The organism is Streptomyces sp. NPDC006393 (genome assembly GCF_040628575.1).
GTDB lineage: Bacteria > Actinomycetota > Actinomycetes > Streptomycetales > Streptomycetaceae > Streptomyces.
Window position 1 is genome coordinate 26,410 of sequence record NZ_JBEXZD010000034.1, and the last position, 13,168, is coordinate 39,577.

General features: G+C 72.1%; 12 protein-coding genes. 5 read left to right on the forward strand and 7 right to left on the reverse strand.

The window, feature by feature from the left end:
- Positions 1 to 13: 13 nt before the first annotated feature.
- The 4 genes from ABZ484_RS16600 to ABZ484_RS16615 form a co-directional block, all read right to left on the reverse strand.
- A complete protein-coding gene (locus ABZ484_RS16600) occupies positions 14 to 1,594 on the reverse strand; it encodes a CBM35 domain-containing protein (RefSeq protein WP_358866595.1) in 1,581 nt (526 codons plus the stop codon).
- 196 nt (positions 1,595 to 1,790) lie between these two features.
- Positions 1,791 to 2,249, reverse strand: a complete 459-nt coding sequence (locus ABZ484_RS16605) for an AAA family ATPase (RefSeq protein WP_358866596.1) — start codon at positions 2,247 to 2,249, stop codon at positions 1,791 to 1,793.
- Between the two features lie 31 nt (positions 2,250 to 2,280).
- The gene (locus ABZ484_RS16610; protein ID WP_358866597.1) at positions 2,281 to 2,775 is read right to left on the reverse strand and encodes a DUF1360 domain-containing protein; all 495 of its coding nucleotides are present in this window, start codon (positions 2,773 to 2,775) and stop codon (positions 2,281 to 2,283) included.
- A 99-nt stretch (positions 2,776 to 2,874) separates the two neighbouring features.
- On the reverse strand, positions 2,875 to 3,792 hold the full coding sequence (locus ABZ484_RS16615; RefSeq protein ID WP_358866598.1) for a ribonuclease BN: 918 nt from the start codon (positions 3,790 to 3,792) through the stop codon (positions 2,875 to 2,877).
- A gap of 153 nt (positions 3,793 to 3,945) precedes the next feature.
- On the opposite strand from ABZ484_RS16615, the gene ctaD reads away from it, so the two are divergent.
- Together ctaD and ABZ484_RS16625 are read left to right on the forward strand one after the other, a co-directional pair.
- Positions 3,946 to 5,742, forward strand: a complete 1,797-nt coding sequence (ctaD, locus tag ABZ484_RS16620; RefSeq protein ID WP_358866599.1) for a cytochrome c oxidase subunit I — start codon at positions 3,946 to 3,948, stop codon at positions 5,740 to 5,742.
- Positions 5,743 to 5,761: 19 nt separating this feature from the next.
- Positions 5,762 to 6,187: a cytochrome c oxidase subunit 4 gene (locus ABZ484_RS16625; RefSeq protein WP_358866600.1), complete on the forward strand. Its 426-nt coding sequence runs from the start codon at positions 5,762 to 5,764 to the stop codon at positions 6,185 to 6,187.
- A 72-nt stretch (positions 6,188 to 6,259) separates the two neighbouring features.
- Here ABZ484_RS16625 and ABZ484_RS16630 read toward each other — a convergent pair whose 3' ends face one another.
- Together ABZ484_RS16630 and ABZ484_RS16635 are read right to left on the reverse strand one after the other, a co-directional pair.
- Positions 6,260 to 6,613: a hypothetical protein gene (locus tag ABZ484_RS16630; protein ID WP_358866601.1), complete on the reverse strand. Its 354-nt coding sequence runs from the start codon at positions 6,611 to 6,613 to the stop codon at positions 6,260 to 6,262.
- Between the two features lie 310 nt (positions 6,614 to 6,923).
- Positions 6,924 to 7,325 carry a ChaB family protein gene (locus ABZ484_RS16635; protein ID WP_358866602.1) on the reverse strand — a complete coding sequence of 134 codons (402 nt, stop codon included), beginning with the start codon at positions 7,323 to 7,325 and terminating at the stop codon, positions 6,924 to 6,926.
- Between the two features lie 123 nt (positions 7,326 to 7,448).
- On the opposite strand from ABZ484_RS16635, the gene ABZ484_RS16640 reads away from it, so the two are divergent.
- Positions 7,449 to 7,841: a ferredoxin gene (locus ABZ484_RS16640; RefSeq protein ID WP_358866603.1), complete on the forward strand. Its 393-nt coding sequence runs from the start codon at positions 7,449 to 7,451 to the stop codon at positions 7,839 to 7,841.
- A 79-nt stretch (positions 7,842 to 7,920) separates the two neighbouring features.
- Here ABZ484_RS16640 and ABZ484_RS16645 read toward each other — a convergent pair whose 3' ends face one another.
- Complete coding sequence (locus tag ABZ484_RS16645; RefSeq protein ID WP_358866604.1) at positions 7,921 to 9,501, reverse strand: alpha/beta hydrolase; 1,581 nt, start codon at positions 9,499 to 9,501, stop codon at positions 7,921 to 7,923.
- 369 nt (positions 9,502 to 9,870) lie between these two features.
- Between ABZ484_RS16645 and ABZ484_RS16650 the strand changes: the two genes are divergently transcribed.
- Together ABZ484_RS16650 and ABZ484_RS16655 are read left to right on the forward strand one after the other, a co-directional pair.
- The gene (locus ABZ484_RS16650) at positions 9,871 to 10,668 is read left to right on the forward strand and encodes an oxygenase MpaB family protein (RefSeq protein ID WP_358866632.1); all 798 of its coding nucleotides are present in this window, start codon (positions 9,871 to 9,873) and stop codon (positions 10,666 to 10,668) included.
- A gap of 141 nt (positions 10,669 to 10,809) precedes the next feature.
- Positions 10,810 to 13,143 carry a tetratricopeptide repeat protein gene (locus ABZ484_RS16655; protein ID WP_358866605.1) on the forward strand — a complete coding sequence of 778 codons (2,334 nt, stop codon included), beginning with the start codon at positions 10,810 to 10,812 and terminating at the stop codon, positions 13,141 to 13,143.
- The last annotated feature ends 25 nt before the right edge of the window (positions 13,144 to 13,168 follow it).

The following is a 13,168-nucleotide window of genomic DNA, read 5'->3' on the forward strand; positions in this document are numbered from 1 at the left end:
GGCATGCGGTGCGCTACGGCGTGACCTGCCTGCCGCCGAAGGTCACCACGAGATGGCCGTCGGAGGCGTAGGACCAGGCCAGGGCGCCGGAGTAGGAGGAGCACCGGGAGCCGTTGGAGCCGGTCCAGAACTGGTCCGAGCTGTCGGTGCTGCCCACGACCTTGTCGTTGGTGCCGCTGACGCCGAACCGGCACGAGGTGTCGTTCCGGAATACGGAGTTGCCGCTCTCCCAGTGGAAGTTGCGCTCGGCGTTGTCGATGCTGACGTTGTCGGTGACGGTCATGTCGCCGGGGTTGCTGTTGTAGGTGAACCCGTCATGGCCGTTGTGGAAGGCGATGTTGTGCTGGACGACATGGTTGACCGCGATCTTCTCGCCGCCGAGCTTGTAGCCGTTGCGGTCACCGCTGGTGTTCTGGGTGCCGTCGGTGAGGGTGCCGTTGTTGTAGGACAGGGAGTACTCGATGGTCACCGGGCCGATGGCGCCCGTGTCGGACTTGGTGTAGAGGTCCCAGCCGTCGTCGATGTTGTTGTGGGAGACGTCGTAGCGGAACACGTTCCCGGTGCCGGTGGTGAGCTTGGCGGCGAACCCGTCGGCGTTCTCGCCGCCGGAGTCCTCGTTGTCGTGCGACTCCGAGCTCAGGACCAGGTTGTTCGACGGCCACTGGCTGCTGGGGGTGCTGGAGGCGATCCGGCCGAGCTGGAGCCCCGTGTCGTGGTTGTACGCCGTCACCGCGCGCTCGATGACGTTGTTGCTGCCGCCGACGTAGATCCCGTTGTCGCCGGCGTGCTCGACGGTCAGGCCGTACAGGTGCCAGTACGAGGCGAAGAGCTGGAGCCCGCGGTTGGACGAACTCTCGCTCTGGGCCGAGAAGTTCAGCACCGGAGTCTCGCCCGGGTAGGCGGACAGGGTGGTACGGGCACCGGAGGTCCCGTCCTGGCCCTGCGGGATGGTGATCGTCGACGAGTAGTTGTACGTCCCGCCGCGCAGGTAGATCGTGCCGCCGGGAGCGACACGGCTGATCGCCGAGGCGAGCGTCGTCGGGCTCGACTGCGTTCCGGCCGCGCCGTCACTGCCGTTCGGGGCCACGTACAGCGCGCCGCTCGCCGGTGGCGTCGTGCTGTCACCGGACACGTCGACGTCGAGGTAGTCGATGTTGGGCAGACCGCCGGAGGTGGTCGGGCTGAACCGGACGGTGTTGCCGCCCGCCTTCACCGGGACGGTCAGTGTCTGCGTCGCCCAGGTGTCCCAGGCGCCGGTGCCCGCGAACGTCGCGTTCGTGGCCGTCGAACCGTTCACGATGACGTCCGCCGGCCGTGCGGTGGTGGTTCCGTTGGCGAAGCGCACCTTCAGTGTCGCCGTGCCCGCGGCGGGGGCGTTCACGGTGAACTGCGCGGAGGCCCCGACCGCGTTGGTGCCGTTGCAGAATCCGCTGCCGGAGTAGCCGGCCCAGTCGGAGTCGATGGTGCCGGTGCAGGTCGCGGGGGCGGTCTCGGCCTCGTAGCGGGTCGAGGCGGCCTGTGCCGTGGTGCCGGACAGTGCGACGAGCGCGCCGGACAGCAGGCCGGCGGCCGCGATGACGGGTCTGAGCTGCATCGTTTCGTCTCCAGGATGGCGGTTCGGCGACTTGGACGGGTCCGGGTGGCCGGGCCCGTACGCGAGTGGGTGGAAAGCGCTTTCTCGGCACGGTAGGCTTTTGCCGTGAACGCGTCAATGGACGAGTACATGATTCATATTCATCTGTGTGAACAAAGTGGCCCTACCGCTGAACCGCGGTGATCGTCCTGCGCGGTCAGGCGATCCGCCGGACCTCGAAACCTCCGCGGCCGTCGAACCGTACGCCGTACACCGCGTCGAAGCCGTCGCCGGGCGCGGGGCGGCGCAGCCGTCCGTGCGTCGCGTGGATGCCGACGTCCGGGACCCGTTCGCGGCCCGTGCGCAGCGCGTTGCGGCGCAGCGAACCCGCCAGGTCCGGCGGGAACCAGTAGGCGACGACCGAGGCGCCGTGCGCGTGCCCGGCCTCCACCAGGGGGCGCCACTCCTCCGGGGAGGGGTTGTTGTTGTCCACGGCGACCGAGCGGCCCGCGGCCAGGGCCCCTTCGACCAGCCGCATCTGCCGGGCCTGCTTGCGGCGCGCGCCACGGGGGAACAGGTCCTTGCTCACCAGCTCGAACCGGTCCGCGAGCCGGGAGCGGTAGAACGTGGACTTGCCCGACGCCTGCAACCCCACCAGCACCGCCAGCTCGGTCACCGCGCCCAGCTCCCCGGCCCCCGCGCCCCGCTCAGTCCTCGGCCTTCTGCTCCGTGAGGCTCCAGGCGTACTGGAGCCAGTCCGCCACCGTCACCGCGCCCAGCCCCGCGCACACCAGGCGGGCGGCCCTGGGCGCGCAGGCGTAGCCCCCGGCCAGGGTGGCGGCCACCCAGACGGAGACGCAGAACGGGCAGGACACCAGATCGCCGACGGCGCGCCGGACGGCGCCGTCGCCGCGCGGCTCGTCCATGACCTCGCCGGCCGTGGTGTCGGCCTCGCGGCGGGTGAAGGGGGCGCGCAGAAAACTGGTGACCTTGTCCTTGGTCAGCAGCCGGGACGCCTTGAACGTGGCCGCGCCCAGCAGCGCCACGTCCCACGGCGGAACCCGGTCGGGCAGGCGTACGCCGCTCCGCCGGGCCCCCACGGCGAACAGCGCCGCGCCCGTCGCGAAGGCCGTCGCGAGCACGGCGTACCCGCCGAGGGGCACGGCGCCCTGGTCGTCGTAGGACCGCTCTGCGGCCGTCATGGCGGGCCTTCCTCTCCGGTGGCGTGCGGGGAACCGGTGCCGCCCGGGGCCGGGCGGGCGCGGTTCGGCGTGTCCTGGCCCGAGTGCCCCGCGCACCCTTCATCCACGCGTCCGCTGCGGGGGCGCCTCCGGGTCCTCCGGTTCGTCTCGTTCCCCTGGTTCGTCGGGCTCGCCTGGTTCGTGGGGCTCCCCGAATGCACCGGGTTGCCCGGGTTCTCCGGCTTCTCCGGGCTCCTCGTGGGGCTCCCCGTGCTCGGGCAGGTGTCCCGTCCGGTCGCAGAACACATGGCCGACCAGCGCGCCGCCGTAGACGACGAACCCGGCGCCGATGAGCCAGGACTCCACCACCAGGATGGTGCCGATGGGGCCGTAGCTGACCGCGTTGGTGACGATGAGCGGGGTGAAAACCAGGTAGGAGAAGGCGCGCAGGCCCACCAGGCCGGCCATGGTGGCGACGGCACCGGGCAGCAGCAGCCGCCATCGCACCTGGTGGCCGAGGAGGAAGTGCGGCCCCCACCAGAAGAACAGCACGCCGATCGCCACGCTCAGCAGCATGCGGTAGTTCCCGGCGAGCACGGTGCGGGTCTGTACCTGGACGTACAGGTAGACCATGAGGGCGCCCAGCCAGACGGCCTGCCGCCAGATCCGGTGCCACGGCCCGGCGGGCAGCCGCCACACCCGCTCGTAGGCGTTCTGCACGCCGGCGGCGAAGGACAGACCGAACACCGCGAGCAGGACCGCGCCCCACACACTGGTGGTGCCGGTCACCTCGCGCGGCGGGCCGAAGACGTCGGAGAGCACCTCGGCGGACCGGCCGGACAGATCCATGCCGTCGACCAGCCAGAGCGCGAACCCGCTGTGCCGCAGCGGGTCCGCCGCCGCGACGACGATCAGCAGCGGAGCCAGCGTGACCAGGGCCAGAGTGGCGAACCCCAGGGCCCGGTGCATGAGTTCCAGCCGCTTGCCCCGCCGGTAGAGTTCAACGGCCCACGAAGGACGCGTCCTTCGGCGTGACATGGTGACGGCGCCTCCCTCCGGTGCCGCGGGTGACCGCGCGCGGGCGCGTGAAACCAGCCCGCGTCCATCATCGCGACCCGACCGGCCGGACGCAGCCCGACAGGCCGTCAGCGGCGGGGGCTTGAGTGCGACCACGCAGGGTACTCGCGGCGCATGACGGTGGACAGAAGGAGCGGGAGGGGACCGGGCGGGGCGCCGGCGCGTCGGACGCACCCGGGACCTCCTGGTCGCCCGGGTCGTCCGCGGCCAGGGCAGTCCCTGCTGCGGTGGATCACCACCACCGATCACAAGGTGATCGGCAACCTGTACATGACGACCGCGTTCTCCTTCTTCCTCTTCGGCGGGGTGCTCGCCCTGCTGATGCGGGCCGAACTCGCCCGGCCCGGACTCCAGTTGTTCGGGAACGAGCAGTACAACCAGCTGTTCACCATCCACGGCACGGTGATGATGCTGCTGTTCGCGACCCCGATGTTCGCCGGGTTCACCAACGCCGTCATGCCGTTGCAGATCGGCGCGCCCGATGTCGCCTTTCCCCGGCTCAACGCGCTGTCGTACTGGCTGTACCTGTTCGGCGGACTGATGGTGGTCTCCGGGTTCCTGGTGCCCGGCGGGGCGGCCGGCTTCGGCTGGTTCGCCTACGCGCCGCTCAACAGCGCGGTCCGCAGCCCCGGCACGGGAGGCGACCTGTGGGTGATGGGGCTGGTGGTGACCGGAGTCTCCACGACGCTGGGCGCGGTCAACTTCATCACCACCATCCTGTGTCTGCGCGCCCCCGGCATGACCATGTTCCGGATGCCGATCTTCACCTGGAACGCGCTGTTCACCTCGATCCTGGTGCTGCCCGCCTTCCCCGTCCTCACGGCGGCCCTGCTGGCGCTGGAGGCGGACCGGAGGTTCGGCGCGCGGATCTTCGAGGCCGGTGACGGAGGCGCCCTGCTGTGGCAGCACCTGTTCTGGTTCTTCGGGCACCCCGAGGTCTACATCGTCGCCCTGCCGTTCTTCGGCATCGTCTCCGAGATCATCCCGGTGTTCAGCCGCAAACCGGTCTTCGGCTACGTCACGCTGGTGGGCGCCACCATCGCGATCACCATGCTGTCGGCGGTGGTGTGGGCCCACCACATGTTCGCCACCGGGGCGGTGCTGCTGCCGTTCTTCTCCCTGATGTCGTTCCTGATCGCGGTGCCCACGGGGGTGAAGTTCTTCAACTGGATCGGCACCATGCACCGCGGCTCGCTGTCGTTCGAGACGCCCATGCTGTGGTCGCTGGGCTTCATGGTGACGTTCCTGCTCGGAGGGATGAGCGGGGTGCTGATCGCCTCCCCGCCGCTGGACTTCCACCTCACCGACAGCTACTTCATCGTGGCCCACCTGCACTACGTGCTCTTCGGCACGGTGGTGTTCGCGATGTTCGCGGGCTTCTACTTCTGGTGGCCGAAGTTCACCGGCCGGCTCCTCGACGAACGACTCGGCAGGATCCACTTCTGGACGCTGTTCACCGGCTTCCAGACCACGTTCCTCGTCCAGCACTGGCTCGGCGAGCTGGGCATGCCGCGCCGTTACGCCGACTATCTGGCCGCGGACGGCTTCACCCTGCTCAACACGGTCAGTACCATCGGCGCCTTTCTGCTGGGGCTGTCCACGCTGCCGTTCCTCTACAACGTCTGGAGGTCCGCCCGGCACGGCCGCACGGCCGAGACCGACGACCCCTGGGGTTACGGCCGCTCCCTGGAGTGGGCCACCTCCTGCCCGCCGCCGCGCCACAACTTCACCGCACTGCCCCGCATCCGGTCGGAGTCCCCGGCGTTCGACCTGCACCACCCGGACATCGTCCGGCGAGAGCGGCAGGCAGCGAGCGGCCGGACGAACAGCAGGGCGGACAGCAAGGCGAGCGGCAGAGCGGAGAGCGAGGCGGACAGCAGCGTGAACGGCAAGCGGCAGAGCGCCGGCTGACGGACCGGAGGAGTGTGTCGTGAGGACCGAGGCCCGGCTCTTCACCGGTGTGGCGCTGTTCTTCGCCGTGACCGCCGCGGGCTACGGCCGGTGGTCCGCCGAGCCCGCGGGCAGCGCCGCCCTGGCCGTCGCCGCGGTGATGGCCGCACTGGTCGCGTTCTTCCTGCGGGTACGGCACCGCAGGGACGGCCCGCGGGCCGAGGACCGGCCCGACGCCGAGGTGATCGACAGCGCCGGCCCGGTGGGTTTCTTCTCCCCGCACAGCCTTTGGCCGGTCGTCGTCGCGCTCGGCACGGCCGTCCTCGCGCTGGGCGTCGTCCTCGGCCTGTGGCTCGCGCTGCTCGGCTTCGGTGTCCTCGGATGCGGGGTGCTCGGCATGGTGTTCCAGTACCGGGACCAGGACCAGGACCAGGAGCCGGGCCCGGACCTGGACCCGCGCCCTTGACTCACGCGACGGCACCGGCGCACACATGCTCGTGCGCCGGTGCCGGAAGGGAATCCAGGTGTGACCCGCGCCTCACGTACGGTCGCTCTTGGGCTTGCCGCGCTGGTCCGGGGTGCCGTGCGGTGGCGGGCCGAACGGCTGCGGGGAGGTCGCGGGGGTCACCTGGGGACCCGCCTGCCCCGCGGTCTGCTCGGGGCGCAGCGCCGTGGGGTCGCCCGGGGTGGGCTGGGCGCCCGACCGCAGCTGCTCGAGACGGGCGGTCAGCACCTCGGTCACCGGAACACGGTCGGCGTGGGTGCGCTCGTAGGCGAGCAGCTCCTCGACCTCCTCGGCGGACAGCGAGCGCACGCGGCTCTCCAGGGCGCCGAGGGGAAGATGGTCGTAGTCGGGCAGGGGCAGGGTACTGCGGCCGGGATCATCGGCCATGGATCTCACTTCCCTCTGTGCGACGGCCTCACATGGAGACGAGACGGTCGGCGGGGTCGGCGGCCACCGGGGCCCAGCCGGTACGGCGTCGAACTCATGACGCGCGAGTACCCGTGCCCACCACCACGAACCGACTCACCGGGAACGACCGGAGCGCGGGCGCCGGGTGCGCGAAAGGACCCCCCGCAAGGGGACGCATCGGCTCACCGGGCTCACAACGCTCACCGGGCTCACAACTCACTGGGCTCACCGGTTCACCCGGCTCTCACCGGTTCACCCGGCTCTCATCGGTTCACCCGGCTCACCCTTCTCACGAGCGGGCCTGGCGGGTGCGGGAGCGGTTCTCCTTGCGGATCGCCTCCAGCAGTTCGCCCTTGGACATGTGTGAGCGTCCCTCGATCTGGAGCTCCTTCGCCATGTCGTACAGGTGTTCCTTGGATGCGCTCTCGTCGACGCCTTCGCCGCTGCGCCCGCCCTGGCCGCGCGGCCGTGCCGACCGGGGGTCCGAGGGGCCCTTGCGGCCGCCCTCCTTGCGCTCCCAGTGGTCGCCGACCTTCTCGTACTTGTGCTTGAGCGCGCCGTAGGCGACGCGGTGCGCCCGCTCGCCCTCGCCGTACTCCTCCACCGCCGAGTCGTGGGCCTTGATCCAGGTGCGCTGGGCGTCCTCCGGCGAGCGTTCGAGTGTCGACGGCAGTTCCTGTCGTCCGGGCACGGATCCCACCTCCGTCCTGCTTGATCTCCGGGCCGGTCGAGTGCCCTGCACGGGGCACGGAAAACCGGCGGAACCCTTGGGAACAGCGGGTTTGGCGGGTAGGGCACCGGCTACCCGCCGAGTGTGACTACGCCACCTACGACACCATCGACGACTTCGCAACAGGAACTCATACGGTTCCTCGAGGACCGGTTCGCCTGTGCGCAGGCGTGCACGGAGTGTGCGCGGGCCAGCGCCCTGCGGGCGAGCCTGGTGGACCCGGGCGGGAGCGAGGAGCAGGAACTCCTGCGGCGCATGGGAATCATGTGCGCGGAGGTCTGTGACACCACCTGCCGGGTGCTGTCCGAGCAGAACAGCCAGGACGAGACCGCCCTGCGCACCCAGCTGGAGTGGTGTGTGGGCGTCTGTCTGGAGAGCGCGCACGTCTTCGACCGGCACCCGGGCGCCGAGCAGGCCGCGGGCGCCTGCCGGACCTGCGCCAAGGCCTGCGGGGAGTTCATCGCGATCCTGAACTGAGCCGGGCGCCGACCGAAGGTCATCGCCTCGCTTTCCAGCCGGCACAGGGCCCTGTCGCGCCGGACGGCGGAAGGGCGCATCACGAGCACGTCGTGCCCGGTTCGGGGGACGTGCCGTCTAGGAGGTATGTGTCGACGGCCCTGGCCGCGCAGCGGCTGTAGGGGTAGGACCCGTGGCCCTCGGCCCGCACCGTCAGCAGGACGCCGACCTCCTCGCCCAGCTCGCGCACCATGCGCTTGGCGCCCTCGTACGGCGTCGTCGAGTCACCGGTGTTGGCCACGACGAGGATCGGGGGAGCGCCGTTGGCGCTGACGTCGGGGGTGGCGCGCTCGCCCTTGAACGGCCAGTCGTAGCAGAGGTAGACGAACGAGGACCAGGCCTTTCCGAAGACGGGCGAAGCCTCCTCGGTCCGCTTGATCATCTCCTCCGCTTCGGTGAATCCGGGGCGCAGGTTGGAGTCGGCGCAGGTGATCGCGACGAAGGCGGACACGCTGTTGTCACCCGAGGTCCCACTGCCGGCGCTGACGCCGGCCCGCGCCCGGGCACCCGGGGCGTGGTCGTACGCCTTCGCCAGCAACTTGCCGCCGGTGCCCCGTTCCATGACCTCGCTGAGCGCCTTCACCAGTGGCGGCCAGCCTTCCTCGCCGAGGTCCAGGAAGTTCCCGATCGCGTGAGCGGCGAGATCCGCGTCGAGCTTCTCGCCGCCGCCCGCGGGTGCCGGCTTCTTCTCGAGCTTGTCCAGCAGTTCGACGACGCGCTGGTCGGCCTGCTCGGGGTCGTGGCCCGTGGGGCAGTCGTCGTACGTCTTCGCGCAGTGGCGGGTGAAGCGGTCGAAGGCGAGCTGGACGGCCTTGACCTGGTTGATGCTGTCCTGCACGCGGTCCACCGTCGGGTCGACGGGGGCTTCGAGCACGATTCTGCCGACGTGCTGCGGGAACAGGTGGGCGTAGACGCCGCCCAGTTCGGTGCCGTAGGAGACGCCGAAGTAGTTCAGCTTCTCGTCACCGAGCAGATAGCGCATCAGGTCCAGGTCGCGCGCCGTCCGGGAGGTGCCGACATACGGCAGGAGCCGGCCGGAGTGCTTCTCGCAGACGTCGCCGCCCTCGAACTCCTTCCGCCCGCAGTTGACGGGGGCGGTGCCGCCGACACCTCGCGGATCGAAGCCGACCAGGTCGTAGCGCTCGCCCAGCGAGGTGTACTGGTCCGCGAACTCGGGGAGCCCGGTGACGCCGGACTCGCCAGGGCCTCCGAAGTTGAAGAGGAGGGAGCCGATCCGCTTGCGCTCCGGTCCGGTGGCCCGCTTCCGGATCATGGCGACGTCGATCGTGTCACGGCCGGGCCGCCGGTAGTCCAGCGGCGCCTTCATCGTCGCGCACTCCCATCCGTCGCCCGGGGCCTCACCGCCGCCCTGTGCCTCGGACGGTGCCGGGCAGGCCGACCAGTGGAGCCGCTGACCGGTGGTGAAGGCCCCGGGCAGGCCGGGCGGCGGGTTCGTCGCCTTGGTCTCGGCCCGGCGGGTCGCCCCACCGCCCTCGCCCGACGCGGACGGACCCGAGCCGGAACCCCCGCCCCCGAGGGCGTGCCACCCGGCCCCCGCGGCCACCACGATGGCGAGGATCAGCAGCGCCGGGGCAGCGTGGCGGCGTCGAGCGGTGGACACCCCGGCAGGCCGCGAGCGACCACCCGGCCCGTCCGCCCTCTTGCGGAAAGCCCGGCCCGACCGCCCCGAGTTCCAGATCCGCGCACCCATCCGCGAGTCCCCCTGCCCCCTGACACCACCACCACGTGCCGCTCGAACCCCGATGGCACGAACCCACCGATCGTCAACGATCGACGACGATTGATCAAGCCGCCCCCTCGCCGGACAGCCGCGCCCGACCGGCTCCTTCCCGGACAGCGTGCCCGCCGCCGGGGATTCCTGTCCGTGGAGGGATAGCCTGCCGAGGTGGAGACCATACGCACGGGTGCGGGCGTGGGGGAGAGCGCGGGCGATCCCGGGTTGTTCGGACCACGGTCGGTGACGTGGCAGATGCACGGTGATCCGATGATGTGGGTCGCCGGGATCAGGGCGCTGTATCTTCAGGCCCTGCACCCCCGTGCCGTGCGCGGGGTGATGGAGAACTCCGACTTCCGGCGGGACGCGTGGGGGCGGCTGAGGCGCACCGCGAACTTCGTCGGGACGACGACGTACGGGACGGCCGAGGCCGCCGAGCGGGCGGGCGCGAGGGTCCGCCGGATCCATCGCATGCTGTCGGCGACCGATCCGGGGACGGGGGAGCGGTACCCTCTCGACGCTCCCGAACTGCTGCTGTGGGTGCACTGCGCGGAGATCGACTCCTATCTGCACGTGCTGCGCCGCTCGGGATTCCCGCTCACCGACGCCCAGGCCGACCGCTACATCGCCGAACACCGCGTCAGCGCCCGCCTGGCCGGGCTCGACCCGGACGGTGTGCCCGCGAGCCGGGCGGACCTGGCGGACTATTTCGACGGGGTACGTCCTGAGCTCGCCGTGGGAGCCGACGCCCGCGCCGTGGACGACTTCCTGCTCCGCCCGCCGACGCATCCACTGCTCGTCCCCGCGCGCGAGGTGCTGTGGCGGCGCGTGGCGCATCTGGCGTACGCCGCTCTGCCACCGTACGCCCACGAGCTGTACGGCAGAGCGGCCCCCGCGCCCCACGTCGTGACCCGCCGGCTGCGGGCAACGGGCACCCTGCTGCGCCGCGTTCCCGCACGTCTGCGCTGGCAGCTCCCGCCCAAACACATCCTGCGCGCCATGGCCAGACTCGGCCCCGAGGCCCGTCCGGCACCGTACAAAGCCGGACGATAGCGCGCCATACTGGGCGAGGGTCTCCCTTGTGGATCGGACCGACGCCGGGACATGGCCCCCGCGCGCGGTCCGCGAGGCGGGCCCGGCCGGGAGGGCGGCGGGGCACACGGTGGCACACGGCGACGGGGGCGGCGGCGCGAGATGGCGGACACCAGGCTGATCCAGGGCCGGTACCGGCTGCTCGACCCGATCGGGCGGGGCGGCATGGGCGAGGTGTGGCGGGCGCGGGACGAGTCGCTGGGCCGGCAGGTCGCCGTCAAGTGCCTCAAGCCGCTCGGCCCGCACCACGACCAGTCCTTCAGCCGTGTGCTGCGCGAGCGGTTCCGGCGCGAGGCGAGAGTGGCCGCCGCGCTCCAGCACCGCGGGGTGACCGTCGTGCACGACTTCGGCGAGTCCGACGGCGTGCTCTACCTGGTGATGGAGCTGCTGGACGGGCGCGACCTCAGCCGGCTCCTCCAGGACAACGAGCACCGGCCGCTGGCCGTCCCCGACGTCCTCGAGATCGCCGAACAGGTCGCCGCCGCCCTCGCCTACACCCACCAGCAGGGCATCGTGCACCGGGACCTGAAACCGGCGAACATCGTGCGCCTCGCCGACGGCACCGTGAAGATATGCGACTTCGGCATCGCCCGCCTCGGCCACGACATCGGCTTCACTGCCCGGCTGACCGGCACCGGCATCGCCATGGGCACCCCGCACTACATGTCGCCGGAGCAGATCGGCGGCAGCGAGGTCGACCGGCGCAGCGACCTGTACTCACTGGGCTGTGTGCTGTACGAGATCGCCACCGGCGCCCCGCCGTTCGACCTCGACGACGCCTGGGCGGTCCTCGTCGGCCACCGCGACACCCCGCCCGCGCCGCCCCGCCGCCACCGCGCCGACCTCCCCGAGTATCTGGAGCGGATCATCCTAGACCTGCTCGCCAAGTTGCCCGAGCAACGGCCCCAGGACGCCGATGAGCTGACGCGCCGTCTTCTCGCCGGCCGGACGGTGCCGCCGTACGTGCCCACGGTGGTCACCGCGCGCCCGCGGCCGGGCCCGCCCGAGCCGACGGGCCGCGGGGCCGGCCGGCTGCCGTCCTGGACGCGCGACATGTCCACCGGCCACAAGGCGGCCGGTCCGGGACCGCACAGCACACCCCCGGACGCGGCGGCGGGTCTGTCCGGCGCGTGGACCGCGCACCCCGCCGTGCAGGGCGGACGCCGTGCCGAGCACCCCGCCACGGCCGCCCGGCCGGGCGCCTTGCCGGTCTCCGGAGCGGACGCCATGTCGGTCTCCGGGCCGGGCGCCGCGTCCGCCGCAGGGTCCGACCGGCGGCGCACCCCGACGCCGGAGGCCGTCGAGGCCCTCGCCGGCCGTCACCACGAGGCCCTCGGCCTGGGGCGGCTCGGCCGCTGGACGGAGGCGGGCGAGATGCACCGGGAGGTCGCCGCCGCACGCGCCCGGCTCCTCGGCGCCGACCACCCCGACACCCTCGCCAGCCGCTACGAGGTCGCCTTCACCCTCAGCCGCACCGGCCACGCCGCCGACGCGCTGCGCGAGTACAAGCACGTGGCCGAGGCCCGCATCCGCGCGCTCGGCCCCGACCATCCGGACACGCTCGCCGCCCGGCAGGAGATGGCGTACGTCCTCGGGCAGCTGGGCCGCCACTTCGACGCCCACCAGGTGTACACGGCGGTGCTCGCGGCACGCGAGCGCACCATGGGCGCCGACCACCCCGACAGCCTGCGCTGCCGGCACAACCTCGCCTTCAACCTCAGCCGGCTGGGCCGCCTCGAGGACTCCTACCGCATGGCCTGCCAGGTGGCCGCCGCCCGCGCCCGGGTGCTCGGCCCGCGGCACCCCGACACCCTGGTCACCCGCTACGAGGTGGCCTACGCGCTCGGTCAGCTGGGCCGGTGGGCCGAGGCGCTGGACACCTACCGGGAGGTCGCCGAGGCCCGCGCCCGGGTGCTGGGCGCCGACCACCCCGACACCCTCGCCGCCCGCTACGAGATCGGCATCAGCCTGGGCCGCCTCGGCCGCAGCGCCGAGGCGCTCCGGCTCTACCGCGCCCTGATCGAGGACCGCAGCCGCGTGCACGGCCCCCACCACCCCGAGACCCTGCGGGCCCGCCACGGACTCGGGGTCAACCTCGGACGTCTCGGCCGCTGGGAGGAGGCCCTCGCCGAGTCCCGCGACGTGTGCGCCCTGCGCGAGCGGGTCCTCGGCACCGGCCACCCGGACACCCTCGTCAGCCGCCGCGAGGTCGCCGTCGGCCTGGGCTGGCTCGGCCGCTGGGCCGACGCTCTCACCGAGTACCGCCGGGTGGCCGCCGCCCGCGAGCAGGTCCTGGGCGCCGGCCACCCCGACACCCTCGCCAGCCGCAACGACGAGGCGCACTGCCTGGAACAGCTGGGTCGCGCCGCCGAGGCCGGCGAGCTGTACCGCCGGGTGGCCGTGCTGCGCCAGCAGCGGGCGGCGGGCGGTCGGTGACCGGTGCGGCCACGGAGCAGGGCGT